The 19,983-nt window shown below is 70.5% G+C and carries 18 protein-coding genes and 3 pseudogenes; 15 read left to right on the forward strand and 6 right to left on the reverse strand.

The window, feature by feature from the left end:
* Positions 1-285 precede the first annotated feature (285 nt).
* Positions 286-558: a hypothetical protein gene (locus DEP02_RS15580; RefSeq protein ID WP_438947764.1), complete on the forward strand. Its 273-nt coding sequence runs from the start codon at positions 286-288 to the stop codon at positions 556-558.
* A 173-nt stretch (positions 559-731) separates the two neighbouring features.
* On the opposite strand, the gene DEP02_RS15585 is transcribed toward DEP02_RS15580, so the two are convergent.
* Positions 732-1,388, reverse strand: coding sequence for a histidine phosphatase family protein (locus tag DEP02_RS15585; protein WP_112467925.1), 657 nt, complete (start codon positions 1,386-1,388; stop codon positions 732-734).
* Positions 1,389-1,671: 283 nt separating this feature from the next.
* A complete protein-coding gene (locus DEP02_RS15590) occupies positions 1,672-2,061 on the reverse strand; it encodes an ArsR/SmtB family transcription factor (RefSeq protein WP_112467926.1) in 390 nt (129 codons plus the stop codon).
* Positions 2,062-2,194: 133 nt separating this feature from the next.
* On the opposite strand from DEP02_RS15590, the gene DEP02_RS15595 reads away from it, so the two are divergent.
* Positions 2,195-4,177 (forward strand): heavy metal translocating P-type ATPase, encoded by a 1,983-nt coding sequence (locus tag DEP02_RS15595; protein WP_112467927.1) that lies wholly within the window; start codon positions 2,195-2,197, stop codon positions 4,175-4,177.
* Positions 4,174-4,574: pseudogene (locus DEP02_RS15600) on the forward strand ((2Fe-2S) ferredoxin domain-containing protein). The gene DEP02_RS15595 and the pseudogene DEP02_RS15600 overlap by 4 nt, the downstream one beginning before the upstream one ends.
* A 15-nt stretch (positions 4,575-4,589) precedes the next feature.
* On the opposite strand, the gene DEP02_RS33480 reads toward DEP02_RS15600, so the two are convergent.
* The 3 genes from DEP02_RS33480 to DEP02_RS15610 all read right to left on the reverse strand — a co-directional run bounded on the left by DEP02_RS33480 (position 4,590) and on the right by DEP02_RS15610 (position 7,974).
* Positions 4,590-4,766 (reverse strand): hypothetical protein, encoded by a 177-nt coding sequence (locus DEP02_RS33480; RefSeq protein ID WP_157977458.1) that lies wholly within the window; start codon positions 4,764-4,766, stop codon positions 4,590-4,592.
* A 428-nt stretch (positions 4,767-5,194) separates the two neighbouring features.
* Positions 5,195-5,587: a transposase gene (locus DEP02_RS15605; protein WP_198668454.1), complete on the reverse strand. Its 393-nt coding sequence runs from the start codon at positions 5,585-5,587 to the stop codon at positions 5,195-5,197.
* A gap of 596 nt (positions 5,588-6,183) precedes the next feature.
* Positions 6,184-7,974 (reverse strand): PucR family transcriptional regulator, encoded by a 1,791-nt coding sequence (locus tag DEP02_RS15610; protein WP_112467928.1) that lies wholly within the window; start codon positions 7,972-7,974, stop codon positions 6,184-6,186.
* 222 nt (positions 7,975-8,196) lie between these two features.
* Between DEP02_RS15610 and DEP02_RS35520 the strand changes: the two are divergent.
* The 12 genes and pseudogenes from DEP02_RS35520 to DEP02_RS34730 form a co-directional block, all read left to right on the forward strand.
* Positions 8,197-8,319, forward strand: a pseudogene (locus DEP02_RS35520) (general stress protein); the annotation flags it as partial.
* 106 nt (positions 8,320-8,425) lie between these two features.
* Positions 8,426-8,677 (forward strand): hypothetical protein, encoded by a 252-nt coding sequence (locus tag DEP02_RS34725; protein WP_232839141.1) that lies wholly within the window; start codon positions 8,426-8,428, stop codon positions 8,675-8,677.
* 51 nt (positions 8,678-8,728) lie between these two features.
* The gene (dnaK, locus tag DEP02_RS15620; RefSeq protein ID WP_112467929.1) at positions 8,729-10,639 is read left to right on the forward strand and encodes a molecular chaperone DnaK; all 1,911 of its coding nucleotides are present in this window, start codon (positions 8,729-8,731) and stop codon (positions 10,637-10,639) included.
* Positions 10,640-10,647: 8 nt separating this feature from the next.
* A complete protein-coding gene (locus DEP02_RS15625) occupies positions 10,648-11,259 on the forward strand; it encodes a nucleotide exchange factor GrpE (RefSeq protein ID WP_112467930.1) in 612 nt (203 codons plus the stop codon).
* 6 nt (positions 11,260-11,265) lie between these two features.
* Positions 11,266-12,219 (forward strand): DnaJ C-terminal domain-containing protein, encoded by a 954-nt coding sequence (locus DEP02_RS15630; RefSeq protein ID WP_112467931.1) that lies wholly within the window; start codon positions 11,266-11,268, stop codon positions 12,217-12,219.
* A complete protein-coding gene (locus DEP02_RS15635) occupies positions 12,216-12,623 on the forward strand; it encodes a chaperone modulator CbpM (RefSeq protein ID WP_112467932.1) in 408 nt (135 codons plus the stop codon). The genes DEP02_RS15630 and DEP02_RS15635 overlap by 4 nt, the downstream gene beginning before the upstream one ends.
* On the forward strand, positions 12,614-15,253 hold the full coding sequence (gene clpB, locus DEP02_RS15640) for an ATP-dependent chaperone ClpB (RefSeq protein WP_112467933.1): 2,640 nt from the start codon (positions 12,614-12,616) through the stop codon (positions 15,251-15,253). The genes DEP02_RS15635 and clpB overlap by 10 nt, the downstream gene beginning before the upstream one ends.
* Complete coding sequence (trxA, locus tag DEP02_RS15645) at positions 15,250-15,696, forward strand: thioredoxin (RefSeq protein WP_112467934.1); 447 nt, start codon at positions 15,250-15,252, stop codon at positions 15,694-15,696. The genes clpB and trxA overlap by 4 nt, the downstream gene beginning before the upstream one ends.
* A 5-nt stretch (positions 15,697-15,701) precedes the next feature.
* Positions 15,702-15,965: a UBP-type zinc finger domain-containing protein gene (locus DEP02_RS15650; RefSeq protein WP_112467949.1), complete on the forward strand. Its 264-nt coding sequence runs from the start codon at positions 15,702-15,704 to the stop codon at positions 15,963-15,965.
* Complete coding sequence (locus DEP02_RS15655; protein WP_112467935.1) at positions 15,965-17,746, forward strand: FAD-dependent oxidoreductase; 1,782 nt, start codon at positions 15,965-15,967, stop codon at positions 17,744-17,746. The genes DEP02_RS15650 and DEP02_RS15655 overlap by 1 nt, the downstream gene beginning before the upstream one ends.
* A gap of 41 nt (positions 17,747-17,787) precedes the next feature.
* Complete coding sequence (locus DEP02_RS15660) at positions 17,788-18,285, forward strand: Hsp20/alpha crystallin family protein (RefSeq protein WP_198668455.1); 498 nt, start codon at positions 17,788-17,790, stop codon at positions 18,283-18,285.
* A 570-nt stretch (positions 18,286-18,855) separates the two neighbouring features.
* Positions 18,856-19,301 (forward strand): annotated as a pseudogene (locus tag DEP02_RS34730) (FUSC family protein); the annotation flags it as partial.
* Here the strand turns inward: DEP02_RS34730 and DEP02_RS15675 are convergent.
* A complete protein-coding gene (locus tag DEP02_RS15675; RefSeq protein ID WP_112467937.1) occupies positions 19,275-19,805 on the reverse strand; it encodes a phosphate-starvation-inducible PsiE family protein in 531 nt (176 codons plus the stop codon). The pseudogene DEP02_RS34730 and the gene DEP02_RS15675 sit on opposite strands and share 27 nt — an antisense overlap.
* Positions 19,806-19,983 lie beyond the last annotated feature (178 nt).

Consider the following 19,983-nt stretch of genomic DNA (forward strand, 5'->3'; position numbering starts at 1 on the left):
GACAAGAGCCGTGTAACGGGCGACTGTTACGCACGGTTCTGTGAGAGCCGAGGGGTGAAATTCCCCTCGGCTACTCGGCGGACGGTTCTCTCTCACAAGATCGTCCTGCGACACCAGAGGCTTCACGCTGGTCCCCTATGTTGCCATGCTCGACGCCCCCCGCCCGGTGGTGGTCTTCCTCGCCCGCCCACCGCCGGAAGATCGGCACCCCGCGCGGCCCGCGGGCGCTGGGCCCGTTCCGCCAAGCCGTGCTGGTCCTGCGCTGGTTTTGCCACCGGCACCTGTGTGCACTGCCTGTTGCTCTACCCCTTCGAGATGGACACCGTCGTACGGCTCTCCGGCGGCCGGCTCGTTGCGACGTACTACGGCGCCTACAACACAGCCTCGGGCGTGGCGATCTCCCTCGGTAACCTGGCCGTCGGCGCGCTGTTCGATACAGCTGTGCGATGGCTGCCGTGGGCCGCTTTGGCCGGCACTGGACTCGTCTGCGCGGGGCTCGTGTCACTGCTGTACCGCGCCGGGTACCTCGCGGCCGAGCCGGTCCAGGCACTGGGATGAGGTGACGCGGCTGCTCCAGCACCGGCCCCGGCTACGCCGGCCCTGGCGGGGCAGGCGCTCGGCGTTCGGGATGCGGCGCGAGCCGCTGGGCAGCGCATCACTGCCTGTCTCACTCCAGCGGACTGTCCGGACAGCAGTGTTGCCGGACGCGTCCCCGTATTGGCCGGCCTGGGTCAGGCCGCTCTTTCTCCGCAGAGATGGGTGCCGCGGTCGCTGACCGTGCGCCGGGGCGCGGTGAGTGCGGTGATGGGCAGAGTCGGATGCCGGCCAGGGCCGCGGGTGGAAGACGTGTCAGCCGACTGGGCACTCCAGGCGCCGTCGTGCCACGTGAGGGAGACGGTGTGCAGGGGCGGTATCCGGAGCGTCCAGAAGGCTTGGACCGGTGCGGACAGAGCATGGACGAGCAGTGCCTGCACTACGGCTGGTTCGGCGATGGCCAGCGCGCGGCCCGTGTCCGGGGGCAGGATGCTGAGCCAGTGCGCGACACGGTGGCAGAGTTCGCGTACGGTTTCGCCTCCGTGCGGCGCGGCATCCGGGTCGGTGAGCCAGGCGCTGTATCCGTACGGGTCCGCGGCGGCGATGTCGTCCACTGTGCGGCCGTGCCAGGTGCCGTAGTCGATGTCGCGCAGTGCGGGTTCCACTGCGGCCTTCAGCCCGAGGACTGCGGCGGTCAGCGCTGAGGTGGACGAGGGCGATCTCATGGCCGACGAGTGCGCGGGAAGCGATGCCACGGCGGCGCCCGCGCCCCGGAGCTCGCGCTCGCCGAGCGGGGTGTCACCGAAGGCCGTGTCTGCTGGGTGCGTGCACAGAAGCGTCAGGCGGATCGTCATGCGGCTGTCCTCCTCTTTGGCCCGGCATGCCGTGGTGGCGTGTTTTCCGGCGGCAGCCGCATGGCTGTCAGCGCCACCGGTTCCACGGCGCGGAGCACGCGAGCGGTCGACACATTCCACGTCACGTGCTCCAGGGTCTGCGCACGCTCCTGCCGTGACCATCCGCCAGGAGTTCGGAACGTCCCTGCCACCTGGCCGGTGCGGGCCCCGCCACCTGGCGGGCCTCCGATCCGATGGACGGATTCACGCTGAGGGCAGGTGCGGTGGCTGTGCCAGGGATGACTCAGCGGGCGCCGGCCGCCGTCGCCGGGGCCTGTGCCGGGGCGTCGCGCAGGCCGAGGCGCAGGTGCTCCACGTGGTAGAGGGCCTGCTCCAGCAGCTCGGCGACGTGGTTGTCGTAGAGGGCGTAGATGACCGACCGGCCCCGGCGCTCGCCGGTGACCAGGCCGAGGTTGCGCAGCAGGCGCAGCTGGTGGGAGCAGGCCGACTGCTCCATGCCCACGGCGTCGGCGAGTTCCGTCGCCGCGCACGGGCCCTCCTGCAGGCGGGCCAGGATCCGCAGCCGGGAGGGGGTGGCCAGGGCCTGGAGGGTGGCGGCCACGTCGGCCGCGCCCACGGTTTCGAGGCGCTCGCGCGCGGTGGCGGTGGTCTTGGCGTCAGCTCCGTGGCCCATGGCCCTCATCCTACGGAGCGGAACCCATGAACACATGAACGGCTCTTCATGTAGTTCTGTAGGGTGGACGTAGCGGCGCCGGAGTCCGGCTGCCCGCGATCACGTCATGCCGTCGCGAAGGACCTGCGCTCCGATGACCTCCACACTCGCGCCCGCCACGGCCGCCGACCGCGCCGCGCTCCCGCACGACGGGGGTGCGCCCTATCGCCGTACCCGGGTCTTCGCGCTCCCCGAGGCGCGCTGGGCAGCCGTGGCCACCGTCTTCTTCCTGCTCGCGCTGCCGCTGCAGCTGACCGGCGCCCCGGCCTGGGCGTGGGGCCCGCTGTACGCACTGACCTACGCGGCCGGCGGCTGGGAGCCGGGCTGGGCGGGTCTGCGGGCGCTGCGGGAGAAGACCCTCGACGTCGACCTGCTCATGGTCGTGGCCGCACTCGGCGCGGCGGCCATCGGGCAGGCGATGGACGGCGCGCTGCTGATCGTCATCTTCGCCACCTCCGGCGCGCTGGAGGCGTTGGCCACCGCCCGCACGGCCGACTCCGTGCGCGGGCTGCTCGACCTGGCGCCGGCCACCGCCACCCGCGTCGACGCCGACGGCGGCGAGACATCGGTCCCGGTCGAGGGCCTGGTTGTGGGCGACACCATCCTCGTGCGACCCGGTGAACGCGTCGGCGCCGACGGCCGGGTGCTCGACGGGGCCAGCGACGTGGACCAGGCGACCATCACCGGCGAACCGCTGCCCGTGGCCAAGGAGAAGGGCGACGAGGTCTTCGCTGGCACCCTCAACGGCACCGGTGCACTGAGGGTTCGGGTCGAGCGCGACGCCTCCGACACGGTGATCGCCCGCATCGTGCGCCTGGTGGAGGAGGCGTCCCGGACCAAGGCGCCCACCCAGCTGTTCATCGAGAAGGTCGAGCAGCGCTACTCGCTGGGCATGGTGGCGGCGACCCTCGCCGTGTTCCTGGTGCCGCTCGCCTTCGGCGCGAACCTCACCGGCTCGCTGCTGCGGGCCATGACCTTCATGATCGTCGCCTCGCCGTGCGCGGTCGTGCTGGCCACCATGCCGCCCCTGCTGTCGGCCATGGCCAACGCCGGGCGGCACGGCGTGCTGGTGAAGTCGGCGGTGGTGATGGAGCGGCTGGGACAGGTCGGCGCGGTGGCGTTCGACAAGACCGGCACGCTGACCGAGGGCACCCCGCGGGTGACCGACATCCGTCCAGTGACCGGTTCCGGACTCGACGCGGGCCAGTTGCTGATCCTCGCCGCCGCGGCGGAGCACTCGAGCGAGCATCCGCTGGGGCGGGCCGTCGTGGACGCGGCGCGCGAGCGCGGGCTCGCCCTGCCGGTGGCGGAGGACTTCGCCTCCACGCCCGGGATCGGCGTGCGGGCCACCGTCGAGGGGCGCGTGGTCGCCGTCGGAGCCCCGGCCCGGCTGCTCGGCGAGGCCGCAGACGCCGACTCGGCGCAGACCGAGGTGCTCGCCGGCGAACTGGAGGACGGAGGCCGGACCGCCGTCCTGGTCACGGTGGACGGAGCGCCGGCGGGCGTACTCGGCATCGCCGACCGGCTGCGCCCCGACGCCGCTGCGGCCGTCGCGGCGCTGACCTCCCTGACGGGGACGCCGCCCCTGCTGCTGACCGGCGACAACCCGCGCGCCGCCGCCCACCTCGCCGCCGAGGTCGGCATCGAGGACGTACGGGCCGGGCTGCTGCCCGAGCACAAGGTGAACGCGGTCAGGGAACTGGAAGCCGCCGGCCGCAGGGCGATGGTGGTCGGCGACGGCGTCAACGACGCACCCGCGCTGGCCGTCGCCCACACCGGCGTCGCCATGGGCCGGGCAGGCTCCGACCTGGCCCTGGAGACCGCCGACGCGGTCATCGTCCGCGACGAACTCGCCACGGTCCCCACCGTGGTCTCCCTGTCCCACCGGGCCCGCAGCCTGGTCGTCCAGAACCTCGTCATCGCCGGAGTGTTCATCGCCGGCCTGGTCGTCTGGGACCTGGTCGGCCACCTGCCTCTGCCGCTGGGCGTCGCGGGTCACGAGGGCTCCACCGTCATCGTCGGGCTGAACGGACTGCGGCTGCTGCGCGAGGCGGCCTGGAAGCGGGCCGCCGAGTGAGCCGCCGCAAGGCACCCAGGGCGCAGGCGGCGCCCCGGTGCACGGTCACCGTCTGCCGGGGCTGCTGCTGCGGCACGGCCAAGATCCCGGCGTCGACCACGCGGCCCAACTCGCCACACTGAAGGCCACACTGAAGGCCGCGCTGGGCCCGAGGGCCCAGGTCCGGGCGGTGAACTGCCTCGACGCCTGCGAACAGGCCAACGTCATCGTCGTCCAGCCCTCCCCGGCCGCGGGTGGGCGGCCGGTCTGGCTCGGGCTGGTCAACGACCCCGACGCGACGGCCGACATCGTGGCCTGGGTGCGGGCCGGCGGTCTGGGGCTCGCCGAGCCGCCGGACATCCTCGACCTGTACCAGTTCGGTCCCTCCCGGCGCGTACGGCGGGCCGTGGAGGACTGAGATCCGTCCGTTCCATCAGCCATGGGCGTGGAGGCCGTCGGCCAGAAGGTGGTGGCTGTGCAGCCATCCGCCCTCCACCCGGACGGTGTCCACAAGGCGTGGATGGTGCTGGCGGAAGGGCGAGGCGACGAACTGCACGACCGTGATCAACGGCCTCGGGGTGGTCTCGGCGAGGGGGAGGCCGCGGACCATCCTTGGAATCCAGTGATCGTCGCAACACCCCAGCTCAAGGGTGCGATGGACTTCAAGATCCGGGAGAACCGGAAGCCGCAGGGGCGAAGAGGCTCACTGCGGAGCGGGCTGCATACTTCCAGCTCATGCAGCAGGGCTACAGCAACAACGAAGCCTGCCGGATCGTGGGGATTGACTCGCGAACCGGCAGACGCTGGCGCAACGGATACGTACCGTCGAAACGAAGAGGGGCGGTGCGTCCGGTTCCTCCTGCGGTGCCGCCGGCGTCGTCTCGGTATCTGAGCGTGGACGAGCGCATCTATATCGCCGACCGGATGCGCGAGAAGGCGACGGTCCGGGCGATCGCCGCCGAACTCAACGGCCGCCCACGCAAAACGCTCGGCTGGGAAACCCCAGCCGAGCGCCTGCATAAACTGCTCGCGGCCTGATCAACACAACCACGTGTTGCGACGACCCCTAGAAAGCGCCCACTTTGAGGTAGGGGCCTTGATGTTCTTGATTCGGCTGGCGGATTCGTGGTGGCCGGGACAGACGCCCGCCCAGGAGGCGAGGTGCTTGCGGGCCATGCCGCCCCCGGTCTCCGTGGTGATCACCTCGGCGACCGCCTGGTTGATCCCGGGGATGGTGTCGAGCAGGTCGAGGGCGGGGCGAAAGGGGGCCATCGCTTCCTCGATCCGTGCATCCAGGTGCCCGATCGCGGTGGTGACCTGGTCGTACTGGTCCAGATACAGCTGGGCCAGGAACACATGATGCTCGCGGAATCGGCCGGTCAGGGCCTCGGTGAGTTCGGGGATCTTGTTGCGGAGTCCGCGCTTGGCCATCTCCGCGAGGGGGCGGGTTGCGTTCCCCGGCGAAGAGAGCCTCCAGCATGGCCCGGCCGGAGACGCCCGTGATGTCGGAGGCGACCGCGGCGAGCGTCCTTCTTGCTGATGTCCGCACCGGCGCAGCGTTCGTGCAGCACGTCCACGGCCTTGCTCCCCCCTGGCACACGGCCCAACGGTCGCCGTTCCGGGAGGGTCAGGATGGAACAGGCCGTAATGACCGTCCAGGGGCGTCCAGCCGATCCAGGGCAGGCACGTAATGCGAGTTCAGGGCCTCACAGTCCGGGGGTGTCCGCACAGTTGGTGAGACCTGTGTGAGAGCTCGTGAGACGACGAAGCCCCGCCGGGATGCTCCGGCGGGGGTTCTGTGTGCGGCGGGTCACGACAGAGATCGCTCAGCGCTTCCGTCGGCGCCCGCCCCGGCCCGCGGCCCGTCCGTCGGCCGCCACCGCGCCCGCAGTCGCTGATTCCGTCTGCGGTCTGGGCCGGTCCGGCCCGGCCCACCAGCAAGGGCTACCCACCCACTGCAGCGCTGTCACAGCGCAGCCCGGCCAACTGCCGCCCGGTATCGCTCACACAATAGTTCTAGCGGTGTATCAGCCGTGTCCGCCCATCACGATCTTCCACACTCGGGTCGCCACCTGGAGGTTCAGCCGGTCCTCGACGTTCGCGAGGTCGTTGCCGCTGATGTCGCGGATGCGCTGGAGCCGGTAGCGTAGCGTGCTGCGGTGGATCGCGAGGGATTCGGCGGTCTCGTCGTAGTTGCCGCCGCAGTCGAAGTACCGGGACAGGGTCTCCACCATGGCCGCGTGGTGCTGGGAGTCGTAATCGATGAGCTGCCCGAGCCACTCGTGGACGAACGTCTCCAGTTCTCGGTAATCGTTGCCAGGTCCCAGGATGCGGTAGAGGCCAAGCTCGTCGAAGAACGTCGTGCCGTAGCGCTCGCGGGAGTGGCGGCGCACTTCCAGGGCGCGCTGCGCCTCCTGGTAGCGGTGGGGGATGTCGTCCGGGGAGTCGGAAGGGGCGCTCACCCCGATCGTCCCGGACCGTGTCCCGGTCGCCCGGGCGAGTGCCTCGTACAGCGCACGGGCGTGCGGCCTGTCGTCGGCGACCAGGACCACGTGGTCGAAACGTCGGGTCAGCAGCGAGCGCATGCCCACGGCAGAGGCCGCCCGGCCCACGGTCTGCGCGAAGGAATCGTCCGCAGTCCGGTTCGACCACTGCACCACGACGACGTAGTGACTGCGGTGCAGGTCGTGTCCGACTGCCTCGGACCGGGCGTAGGCGCTCGCCTCGTCCGTCCCTGCCAGGAGGTCGTCGACCAGCTCGCGGTGCAGCCTCAGCTCCACTTCGGCCAGATTGCGCAGGTGCGCCAGCTCCAGGGCGAGCGACGTGGCGGCGTGTTCCAGCGCGAGCACGGTGTGCTCGTCGGCCTCGTTCCGGGCATCGACCAGGGCCAGCACGCCCAGGATCTCGCCGTGCGGGCGGACCAGGGTGATCAGCCGGTCCTTTATCCGCACCGGCCCGACCTCCCGGGCGACGGCGTGCAGCATTTCGTCCTGGCGCACGGGTTCCGGTTCCGGATAGGGGTCGGGGCGGCTGGGGCCGGTCCAGGACCTCAGCCGACCGAAGCGGTCCTCGACCAGCGCGGGGAGTCCAGTGAGCCCGTGCAGTGCGCGGGTGATGGCTTCCTCGCCGCCGCCCGAGGCAGCGACGTCAGCCATGAGCGCGTGAACGGCCCGCTGGTACCCCAGCTCAGCCGCGACGGAGATCAGCTGCCGCTGGAGGGCTGTGCGTTCCTCCCTGAGCCGGTGCAGTTCCAGTGCGTCCTCGCGTTGGCGGCGGTGCGCGAAGGCGACTGACAGTGCAGCGGCGGTGTGCCGGACGAGCGTGGCGAGCAGGGATCGCTCGGCCTCGGTGGGCCGGGAGCGGGACGTCACCACGAGGTAGCCGTGGAGTCTCTCGAGCCCGCGCAGTCCCAGGGCCCGGCCCCAGGGGCTGCCGGGTACGGTCACAGGGCCGTCTTGCCCGGCCAGCTCCCGCACCCTCCGGTCCACGGCCGGGGCATGGATCTGCCCGACCCTCGGGCTGGGGACCAGGTCGCCGTCCACCTTGAGGTATCCGGCCTCGGCGCTGTATGGCCCTGCGGCGGCTATGTGGTCCATGGCCAGGCGCAGGATCTCACCTTCGTCCGGGGTGTCGAACAGGGTGCGGGAGAACGCAATCAGTTCGTGGAGGGCATGGTCGGCCGGGGATGGAACGGGTGGGCGGGGCTGTCTCCGCACAGCCGTGGAGTGCCGTCCGGCGCTGCCCCGCGGAAGGCTGCCCTCCCGGTCGGAGTAGCGGCCGTACAGGCGGTGCAGGTTGTGCGCCCGGCTGCTGGCCATGGGATCACTCCGTTCTCCCTGAGCCTTCAGGGAGGCGAGCGATGCTTCGGGTACCCGCTCGCAGGCCGGCTCATCCGAGATGTTCGGATTCTTTCATTCGTACTCGTGGGGCGACCGGACCCGTGCATTTCTGACTCGCCAGGGGCAGGCATGGCGCCACTCAGCTCGCCACCCTGGGAGTGTTCAAGACCCTCCGTGCGCACCGGCAGGAAGGGCTGGGCGATGACCGAGCAGCATCGCAGGCCGGTTGCCTCGTACAAGACGTACCAGGAAGCCGAACGCGCCGTTGACCACCTCTCTGACCACGGGTTTCCCGTGGAGAGCGTGGCGATCATCGGCCAGGATCTGCGCGTGGTCGAGCAGGTGATCGGCCGGGTGGACTACGGCAGGGCCGTCCTTCACGGCGAGCGGTGCGCTCCCCAGTGTCCTGATCGGCTGCCTGTTCGGCCTTGTGAACTGGCTCGACCCCGTCGTCTCCGCCCGGCTCCTCACCCTGTACGGGCTGATCTTCGGGAGCGATCGTTTGGGCGCGCCGTTCGGCATGATGCCGCACGCCCTGCAGGGCGGTCGCCGGGATTTCGCCTCGCTCCGCTCGATGCAGCCGAGCCGGTACGAGGTCGTCGTGGACGAGGCGGTCGCCGACGAGGCTGTACGGCTGAGCGGCGCGCTGCAGACCACCGGCGGAGGTCCCAGTCGTACCTGAAAAGCGTGATCCGGAAAGTCGGCGCAGGCGCCGGACCGGGAGGAGTTCCTCATGGCGAAGGCAGTGGGCATCGACCTGGGCACCACCAACTCGGTGATCGCCGTGTGGGAGGGCGGCGAGCCGTCCGTCGTGCCCAACAGCGAGGGCAACCGCACGACACCGTCCGTAGTGGCCTTCACCGACACCGGGGAACGTCTGGTGGGCCAGCTGGCCCGGCGCCAGGCGATCCTCAACCCCAAGGGGACCATCTACTCGGCCAAGCGGTTCATCGGCCGGCATTTCGACGAGATCTCCGACGAGGCCAGGGCGGTGGCGTACGACGTCGTCGAGGGCGACGGCGGGGCGGCCCGCTTCAAGGTACGCGACAAGCTGTACGCGCCTGAGGAGATCAGCGCCCAGGTGCTGCGGAAACTCGCCGACGACGCTTCCAAGCAGCTGGGGGAGCGGGTCACGGAGGCGGTCATCACGGTGCCCGCCTACTTCAATGACGCTCAGCGCACCGCCACCAAGGACGCCGGACGGATCGCGGGACTGGAGGTGCTGCGGATCATCAACGAGCCGACCGCGGCTGCCCTCGCGTACGGCATGGACAAGAAGCAGCACGAGACCGTCCTCGTCTTCGACCTGGGCGGCGGCACCTTCGACGTGAGCATCCTCGACGTCGGCGATGGCGTGGTGGAGGTGCGCTCCACCGCCGGCGACAGCCACCTGGGTGGCGACGACTTCGACCGGCGTCTGGTGGATTACCTCGCGGACGACTTCCAGAAGGAGAACGGCATCGACCTGCGCAAGGACCCGCAGGCGCTGCAACGCCTGTTCGAGGCGGCGGAGAAGGCCAAGACCGAGCTCAGTTCGGTGACGCAGACGCAGGTGAGCCTGCCGTTCATCACCGCCGACGCCTCGGGCCCCAAGCATCTCACCGACTCGATCATGCGGTCCACGTTCGAGCAGATCACCAGCGACCTGGTGGAGCGGTGTCTGGGACCGGTTCAGCAGGCCATGGCCGACGCCAAGGTCGGCGAGAGCGACATCGACGAGGTCATCCTCGTCGGCGGTTCCACACGTATCCCGGCGGTCCAGGCCCTCGTGCGTCGGCTGACCGGCGGCAAGGAACCCAACATGAGCGTCAACCCCGATGAGGTCGTGGCCCTGGGCGCCGCGATCCAGGCTGGGGTGCTCAAGGGCGAGGTCAAGGACGTCCTGCTGCTCGACGTCACACCCCTGTCGCTGGGTGTCGAGACACGCGGTGGCGTGATGACGAAGATCATCGAGCGGAACACCACCATCCCCGTCCGCCGCACCGAAACCTTCTCCACCGCCGAGGACAACCAGCCCGCCGTCGACATCGTCGTCCTCCAGGGCGAGCGCGAACGAGCCGCCGACAACCGGGTGCTCGGCCGGTTCCAGCTCACCGACATCCGCCCGGCGCCGCGGGGCGAACCGCAGATCGAGGTCACCTTCGACATCGACGCCAACGGCATCCTCAACGTCAAGGCACGTGACCGGGACACCGGCAAGGAACAGGGCATCACCATCAGCGAGAGCTCCAACCTGGACCGCAGTGAGGTCGAACGCATGGTCCAGGAGGCCGAGCGCAACCGGGGCCAGGACCAGGCACTCCGCGAGGCCGTCGACGCCCGCAACGAGCTCGACGCCGTGGCCTACCAGGTCGAGAAGCGCCTCTCCGAACTGGGCGACGCAGCGCCCGCGCACGAGAAGGCACGCGCCGAGATGCTCGTGTCCGACGCCCGGGCGGCGGTCAAGGAAGAGGCGGGTGTGGAGCGCGTGCGGCCCCTGACCTCCGAACTCCAGCAGGTGCTCGCCGGGCTGGCGGCCCATCAGGGCGCCGCTACCACAGGCGGTCCCGGCCAGGACGCCACCGGGGGCGGCGCGGCGACCGGTGGCCCGAGCGGCGGTGGCGGTGACGACGACGTCATCGATGCCGAGTTCGACAAGGACTGAGGCGCGCCATGTCCAGCCGCCCCCAGGAACCCGACCGGGCCGCGTCGGAGCCGGTCGAACCGGTCCCGGAAGGCGCCGTACGCCCTCCTCGTGGGGATTTGCCGCAACCGGGTCCGCCGCCCCGGCCGGAAGCGGCGAATGACGAACCGGGACCCGACGCCGCCGGACCCACGCCTGCCGAGGACGAGTACACGACCGCGATCCAGGAACTGGAGGACCGCTGGCGGCGCGCGCTCGCCGACCTCGACAACCTTCGCAAGCGCCACGCCAGGGAACTGGAGCGCGAACGGACGGTCGAGCGTTCCCGCACGGCGGCCGCCTTCCTGCCCGTCCTGGACAACCTCGAGCTCGCCCTGACCCACGCCGGCGCCGATCCGGGTGCGATCGTGGAGGGCGTCCGGGCGGTCCGCGACCAGGCGGTGAACGTCCTCGAACTGCTCGGCTACCCGCGGCACGCGGAGACCGGCGTCGCCTTCGACCCGGCCCAGCACGAGGTGGTCGGCGTCGTCCAGGACCCCGACGCCCCACCGGGAACCGTCGTCGAGGTGCTGCGCCCCGGCTACGGGGACGGCGAACGGCAGCTCAGGCCCGCCGCCGTGACGGTCGCGAAGCGGGAGTGACCGGTCATGGCACGGAACTTCTACGAGGTGCTGGGCGTGTCGCGGACCGCGAGCCAGGACGAGATCCAGCAGGCATATCGCAAGCTCGCCCGCAAGTACCACCCCGACGTCAACAAGGACCCGCGGGCGGAGGAACGCTTCAAGGAACTCAACGAGGTATACAGCGTCCTGTCGGACCCGAAGACCCGGGCCCGTTACGACCGCTTCGGCGAGGACTTCCGCAAGATCCCCGAAGACTTCGACGAACGGGTCGCGGCCGGAGCGGGCGGCGGCTTCCGCGGTCGGAGGACCGCGGGCGCGGGCGGCCCCCGTGTCCGGTACACCACCGGCTTCGGCGACGACTTCGGCGCGGAGGGCATCGACATCGAGGACCTGCTCGGCTCCATGTTCGGAGCCGGCGCCGCCCGAGGCGGCGTCCCCGGAGCGGACCAGGAGGCCGAACTGCCGCTCACCGTCGAGGAGGCGTACCAAGGCGGCCGTCGCACCGTCACACTCGCCGGTCCCACCGGGCAGCCGCGGCGATACGAGGTCGACGTGCCACCGGGTGTCACCGACGGGCAGCGCATCCGGCTGTCGGGCGAGGGCGGCCGGGGCAGTGGTGACGCCCCCGCGGGCGATCTGTACCTGCGGGTACGTATCCAGCCCCACCCCCGGTTCCGGCTGGACGGCCGCGACGTGCACGTACAGGTCCCGATCGCCCCCTGGGAGGCGGCCCTGGGCGCGACCGTGCCGGTGCCCACCCCCGGCGGCGGCACGGCCAAGGTCACGGTGCCCGCGGGCTCGTCCAGCGGCCGGCGGCTGCGGCTGCGCGGCGAGGGCATGCCGAACCCGCGAGGTGCGAACGGCGACCTGTACGCCGAACTCCGTGTCATGGTGCCGCCCGCCCTCGGCGACCGGGAGCGCGAATTGTTCGAGGAGCTCGCCGCCACCTCCTCGTTCGACCCCAGGAGGACGCGATGAACGACCGACCCGCGGGAGCGGCAGGCATCGGCCGGGCCGGCGTGGGCGCCCGTCCGGTACGGACGGGCGCCGACGTCACCGCCTCGGCGGCTGTCCGGTACGCGCTCGTTCCTGTCCCCAGGCTCTCGCTGGACACCGTGGCCCGCCGCTCGGGCCTCCACCCCGATCTGATCCGCCGGTTCGTCGCCCTCGGCCTGGTCGACGCCGAGCGCGACGCCGCGGGGCACCTGGTGTTCGACCCCACGGCTCCGGCGGTCCTCGCCCGCATCCAGCGGCTGCGCTCCGGACTCTGCCTCAACTACGCATCCATCGGCCTGGTGCTGGACCTGCTGGACCGCATCAGCCTGCTCGAAGCCGCCCTGCGCCGCGCCGGCAGGAGGAGTGAAACACCCCCATGGACATGAACAGTCTCACCCAGAAGTCCCAGGAAGCCCTGCAGGAGGCCCAGACCGCGGCCGTCCGCATGGGGCAGACCGAGGTCGACGGGGAACACCTGCTGCTCGCGCTTCTCGATCAGGAGGACGGTCTGATCCCGCGGTTGCTGCAACAGGCCGGCACCGAGCCGAAGGAGCTGCGCGCTGCCGTGCGCGAGGAACTCTCCCGCCGTCCGAAGGTCACCGGCCCCGGCGCGGCACCCGGCCAGGTCTTCGTCACTCAGCGCCTCGCCCGCCTGCTCGATGCCGCCGAACGGGAGGCCAAACGCCTCAAGGACGAGTACGTGTCCGTGGAGCACCTCCTGCTCGCCCTGTCCGAGGAGGGCTCTTCAACCGCCGCCGGGCGACTGCTCAAACGGGCCGGCATCACCAGGGACTCGTTCCTGAGCGCGCTCACCCAGGTCCGCGGCAACCAGCGCGTTACCTCCGCCAACCCCGAAGTGGCCTACGAGGCTCTGGAGAAGTACGGCCGCGATCTCGTCGCCGAGGCCAGGGCCGGCAGGCTCGACCCGGTCATCGGCCGGGACGCCGAGATCCGCCGCGTCACCCAGATCCTCAGCCGCAAGACCAAGAACAACCCCGTCCTCATCGGCGACCCCGGCGTCGGCAAGACCGCCATCGTCGAGGGCCTCGCCCAGCGCATCGTCCGCGGCGACGTGCCCGAGGGCCTGCGCGACAAGACGGTGTTCGCCCTCGACATGGGCTCCCTGGTCGCCGGCGCCAAGTACCGCGGTGAGTTCGAGGAACGACTCAAGGCCGTGCTCAGCGAGGTCAAGGCCGCCCAAGGGCGCATCCTGCTCTTCGTCGACGAACTGCACACCGTCGTCGGCGCGGGCGCCGCCGAAGGGGCCATGGACGCGGGCAACATGCTCAAGCCGATGCTCGCCCGCGGTGAACTCCACATGATCGGCGCCACCACCCTCGACGAGTACCGCAAGCACATCGAGAAGGACGCCGCTCTCGAACGCCGCTTCCAGCAGGTCCTGGTCGACGAGCCGAGCGTGGAGGACACCATCTCCATCCTGCGCGGACTGCGCGAACGCCTGGAGGTCTTCCACGGCGTGAAGATCCAGGACACCGCGCTGGTCTCCGCGGCCACCCTCAGCCACCGCTACATCACCGACCGGTTCCTGCCCGACAAGGCCATCGACCTCGTCGACGAGGCGTGCGCCCGGCTGCGTACCGAGATCGACTCGATGCCCGCCGAACTGGACGAGATCACCCGTCGCGTCACCCGCCTGGAGATCGAGGAGGCGGCCCTGTCCAAGGAGACCGACCCCGCCAGCAAAGCCCGCCTGGAGGAGCTGCGCAGGGAACTGGCCGACCTGCGCGGCGAGGCCGACGCCAAACGCGCCCAGTGGGAGGCCGAACGGCAGGCGATCCGCCGCGTGCAGGAACTGCGCCAGGAACTGGAGAAGGTCCGCCACGAAGCGGAGGAGGCCGAACGCGCCTACGACCTCAACCGAGCCGCCGAACTGCGCTACGGCCGCCTTCAGGACCTGGAGCGCCGGCTCGCCGCAGAGGAGGAGCAACTGGCCGCCAAACAAGGACGGAACCGGCTGCTGCGGGAGGTCGTCACCGAGGAGGAGATCGCTGAGATCGTTGCCGCCTGGACCGGCATCCCGGTCGCCCGTCTCCAGGAGGGCGAACGCGAGAAACTGCTGCGCCTCGACGAGATCCTGCGTGAGCGGGTCATCGGCCAGGACGAGGCCGTCAAGCTCGTCGCCGACGCCATCATCCGCGCCCGCTCCGGCATCCGCGACCCACGCCGCCCCATCGGCTCGTTCATCTTCCTCGGCCCCACCGGCGTCGGGAAGACCGAGCTGGCCAAGACCCTCGCCCGGGCCCTGTTCGACTCCGAGGAGAACATGGTCCGCCTTGACATGAGTGAGTACCAGGAGCGTCACACCGTCAGCCGGCTCATGGGCGCACCGCCCGGATACGTCGGCTACGAGGAAGGCGGCCAGCTTACCGAGGCCGTACGCCGCAAGCCGTACTCGGTTGTGCTGTTCGACGAGATCGAGAAGGCGCACACCGATGTCTTCAACACCCTGCTGCAGATCCTCGATGACGGCCGCATCACCGATGCTCAGGGCCGCACTGTCGACTTCCGCAACACCGTGATCATCATGACGTCCAACATCGGCTCCGAGCACCTCCTCGACGGCGCCACCGCCGAGGGTGAGATCAAGCCCGACGCCCGCGCCCTGGTGATGGGCGAGCTGCGCGGGCACTTCCGCCCGGAGTTCCTCAACCGCGTCGACGACATCGTGCTGTTCAAGCCGCTCGGTGAGCGGCAGATCGAGCGGATCGTGGAGCTGCAGTTCGACGAGCTGCGCCGCCGGCTCGCCGAACGCCGCATCACCGTCGAACTCACCGATGCTGCACGTGAGTTGATTGCCCACCAGGGTTACGACCCGGTGTACGGGGCCCGGCCGCTGCGGCGTTACATCTCCCATGAGGTCGAGACACTGGTCGGACGCGCCCTGCTGCGCGGCGACGTCCAGGACGGCGCGACGGTCCGCGTCGACGCCGAGGCGGGGGAACTGGTGGTCACCTACGACCAGCCCGAGGATGTGAAGGGAGCGCGGGCGGCATGAGCACGATGCAGGCGACGACCGTCAGTTGTCCCAACTGCGGGCGCACCAACCGGGTGCCCGTGGCCGCGGAGGGCCGCCCCAAGTGCGGCCGCTGCAAGCAGCCCCTACCGTGGATGGTGGACGCGGGCGACGACGACTTCACCGAGGTCGCCGAGCGGGCCGACGTCCCCGTCGTGGTCGACCTGTGGGCCACCTGGTGCGGCCCCTGCCGCATGGTCAGCCCCGCACTGGAGAAGGTCGCCACCGATCTCGCCGGCCGAATCAAACTCGTCAAGGTCGACGTCGACAAGAACCCGCGACTGTCGCAGCGTTTTGAGGTCCAGGCCGTACCGACACTGCTGATCCTCGACCAGGGCGAGACGGTCGCCCGGCAGGCGGGGGCGGCGCCCGCCCCCGCTCTGCGCCAGTGGGTGGAACAGTCGATCACCGCCCGGAAAGGGTGATCCGGATGACCCTGCATGCAGACCCCCACCTCGCGCTTGTCCGGCCGGTCCAGCCGCTGACCCCAGAAGGGTGTCAGGAGTGTCTGATGCTCGGCTCCCCGTGGGTCCACCTGAGGCTCTGCCTGACCTGCGGGCACGTCGGCTGCTGCGACTCCTCGCCGAACAAGCACGCGCGCAGGCACGCAGCTGCCGACGCCCATCCGATCGTGCAGTCGTTCCAGCCCGGCGAGGAATGGCGCTGGTGCTACGTTCACGAGGCGTTCGTCTGATGTCCGGCGACCAGTCGCTGCCGGGCGAAGAACCGGTGCCGGAGGAAGTGGACGAGGCCGCCTTCTGGGAGACCCCGGACATCTACGGCGCGTATCCGCGCCTTACGGAGGACCAGATAGCACGTCTGGCGGAGCACGGGCAACGCCGGATCATGGCTTCGGACGACGTGCTGATCCGGGAGGGAGAGCGCTGCGAGACGTTCTTCGTCGTCCTCAGCGGTACCGTCGCCGTCGTCGAGGACTACGGCACTCCCGAGGAGCACGTGCTGCGCGTGCACGGCCCCGGTCGCTTCATCGGCGAACTCGGCCTGCTGTACGGACAAGTGGCCTTCTACACCGCTGTCGCCAGGGAGCCGGGCGAGGTCCTCGTCGTTTCCTTGGACCAGTTGCGCCACCTGGTGTCCCAGGACTCCACCATCGGGGACATCGTGCTGCGCGCCTGTCTGTGCCGTCGCGCGCTGCTCGTCGGACAGGGCGCCGGCTTCCGCATCATCGGCTCGCGCTACTCGCCCGACACCAGGCGGCTGCGCGAGTTCGCCGTCCGCAACCGGCTGCCGCACCGCTGGATCGACCTGGAGACCGACGAGGAGGCCGAGGAGCTGCTGCGCCGCTTCGGCGTCGGCCCGGCGGAGACACCACTCGTCATCTGGCGGGACACCACCCTGTTGCGCAACCCCAGCAACGCGGAACTGGCCCGGCTCATCGGCCTGCCGTCACTACCCGCCGGAAACCGTCACGGCGACGTCCTCATCGTAGGCTCCGGACCCGCCGGCCTGGCTGCCGCGGTGTACGCCGCCTCCGAGGGCCTGAGCACCACCGTGGTGGAGGCGATGGCCACCGGCGGCCAGGCCGCCACGTCGTCCCGCATCGAGAATCTGCTCGGCTTCCCATCCGGCATCTCCGGCGCCGAACTCGCCGAACGCGCCGTGCTCCAAGCCGACAAGTTCGGCGCCCGGATCAGTGTCCCGGCGGAGGCGGCCCGGCTCGAACCGCGGGACGGCCACTACGCCGTCAGCTTCGCCGACGGCAGCGAGATCACCGCCCGTACCGTCGTCCTGGCCACCGGCGCCCGCTACCGCCGCCTCCATGCACCCGGCATCGAACCGTTGGAGGGCGCGAGCGTCCACTACTCGGCGACCGTCTACGAGGCCCAGCAGTGCCGTACCGACCCGGTGGCGGTGGTGGGTGGCGGCAACTCCGCAGGCCAGGCCGTACTCTTCCTGGCCGGGTACGCACCGCAGGTGTATCTGCTCGTCCGTGGGCCAAGTCTCGAGGCGCACATGTCCCGCTACCTGATCGATCAGATCGAGCGCCACCCGCGGGTGCGCGTGCTGTTGCACACCGAGATGACCGAGGCACTCGGCGACAAGGCGCTGGAGGCGGTCGCCGTGGTCGACCACCGTACGGGCGAGCACCGCCACCTCGAGGTGCGGGCCCTGTTCGTCTTCACCGGCGCAGACCCTCACACCGAGTGGCTGTCCGGCGCGCTCGCCCTCGACGCGCGCGGCTACGTGCTCACCGGCGCGGAGGCGCAGGCGTGCTCCGTTCCCGAACTGTGGCAGAGCCAGGGCCGTGACTGCCTGACGTTGGAGACCAGCCTGCCTGGCGTCTTCGCCGCCGGCGACGTCCGCAGCGGCTCGGTGAAGCGTGTGGCCTCCGCGGTCGGCGAAGGCGCGATGAGTATCCACTTCGTGCACCGCTACCTGGGCCACACGGCCGCGCCCGGCGGCACCGACAGCTCCCCGTACACCCGTCCGAAGGAGTCCGCTTGGCTCGCGTGACGCCCAGCGGGCGAGGAGATCACGAGAAGGAGGCGATGGGAATGACCATGCCCGTCCGGCGCCACCGTGGTGGTGCAGTGCAGGACAGGCCCCTGGGCTGGGCACGCGATCCGCTGACGGAGTTCGACCAACTGCTCAGCGAGATGAGCGGACTGATCGAATCCACGGTGGGAGGCGTGGCGCCCGCAGTCGCGTGGACACCCCTGACGGATGTCTCGGAGTCCGACGACGCCTTCCACGTCGAGATCGAACTCCCCGGCGTCAAGAGCAAGGACATCGACGTCGAAGCCAACGGCCAGGAGCTGGTGGTCACCGGAGAGATCAAGGAGAGGGAACGCAAAGGCGTCCTGCGCCGGAGCACCCGCCGCACCGGAGCCTTCGAGTACCGGCTGCGGCTGCCCGGAGAGGTCGACACCGAAAAGATCAATGCGCAGATATCGGACGGGGTGCTCACTATCACCGTCCCCAAGGCCGAGGTCGCAAAGCCGCGGCACGTCGAGATCAGCGAGACGAGTGAAAGCACCGAGAGCAGCGGCTGAGACGCGAACGCCGCGGTGCCGGACACACGTCCGGCACCGCGGCCGGGCCGGCGAGGCTCGACACCCGGTGACTCATGGATGACGTCCCGCGTCACAACCCCTCACGGCGGCGGAGACTCGGCACGCGGCTCCCCACCGGCTTCCTTTCGGCGCCGCAGACGCCAGGGCGCGCAGCAGCCGAAGGGAAACAGACCCAGCGGTGCTCGCCGGCCCATGTCCGCCTGGTCCTCGCGGTCGAATGCCCGTGCGTAGCGCTCGGCGTCCTGGGCCGTCGGATATCGCTTGCTTCCCTCCGCTCCGCCCCCCACGTGCGCAGTGCCAGAGCATCGTGTCGCCCTCATGGAGAAAGTGAAAACGGTGTCCCAGAAGGTGGCAGCGCAGCACAGAAGACCACACCATGCGGACCTGTCCATTCCGGCCTGTTCTGTCCCTTTCCGGGCAACAGCCCATGGCCCTGAACGAGGAGGCGTGGCATGACCACCACTGCCGAGCTCGGTGTCGTCACGTCCAAGGACCCCGCCCGGCGCGACAGCGCACCGGGGCGACCCCCATGACCAGCGGTGACCGGCACCCCGGCTGCCGGCTCGGCTTGCGGACTGGCTCGCAGCCAACGGCCGCTATGCGGCCGCGGTGCTCCGCAACTACGCCGAACCCACCCGGGAGCATCACGCCGACATGCGCAGGGCACTGCTGGCGAGCAGGGAGGCACGTGCCGCCTGGCAGGAGGCATACGACCGGGCAAGGCAGGAACCAGTCCGCCCCAGGGGGGGCTCACGTCGCGCGAGGCGGAGGAGGCGCAGGAGGCGCTCCACGCGTGGGAGGGCGCCGCCGGGGACCGGACCCCGGTGGTGCGGCGCGGGGCGGAACTGCAGAAGCGGGCCTTGGAGGACCTCGCGACGGCCGTGAGCCGCACACCCCTGGAGCGGGACGTCGGCTCTGCTCGCGAGGAGCAGCGGGGGCGGGCGGCCGTGGCGGCGGAAGGTGACGGATCAGCGCCCGCGCACCGGGGTGGGTGACGAAGTCGGCGACGGGGAGCGCCGCGCCTCCTGGAGCGGGAAGTAGTCTCCCGGCCGCGTCGAGCGCCGCCACACGTACACCGCTGTCGCCATCACGAGGATTAGCCCCGCCAGGACGAGTAGTTCGATCCCCTCGACGTTCCACCGGAAGGACTTCTCCGCCTCGGCCGTCACGATGAGCACCCTGCGGATGCCGGCAATCAGGCCGACGACGAGGAACGGCTCCGCGTCGAGGGTCTGGTTCCTGATGGTGAGGCGGACGGTGTGGAGCAGCTCGGCCACGATGAACAGCACAAGGCTGATGTCCAGGGCGGAGAGAACGACCGTCTGGTACGGCCCCTGGATCGACCTGATGACGTCGTGGACGACCCCGACGGTCAGGAGCCCCGCGAGCAGTACGAGGAGCGCCGCGACGACGAGGTGGATGCCGTCCTCGACGAGCTGCAGGAGGCCCTGTAGTCGGCCGCCCTCGATCTTCGGGAGAATGGGGCGCACAGTCAGCATGCTAGGGGTGCCCCGGCCCGCAGGCGCGGCGTGCTGCCGAACGGGTGGACGAGCGGATAGCTCCCTGTGGCGGCAGGCTGAGGGAAGCGGCGAGACGCGACATCACCGAGGCCTGCCCTGGGACCTCGCCCCCGCGTTGGTGTGAGGGATGGGGAGTTACTGATCTTTTCGGGTTGTT

The organism is Streptomyces triticisoli, from assembly GCF_003270085.1.
GTDB classification, from domain to species: domain Bacteria; phylum Actinomycetota; class Actinomycetes; order Streptomycetales; family Streptomycetaceae; genus Streptomyces; species Streptomyces triticisoli.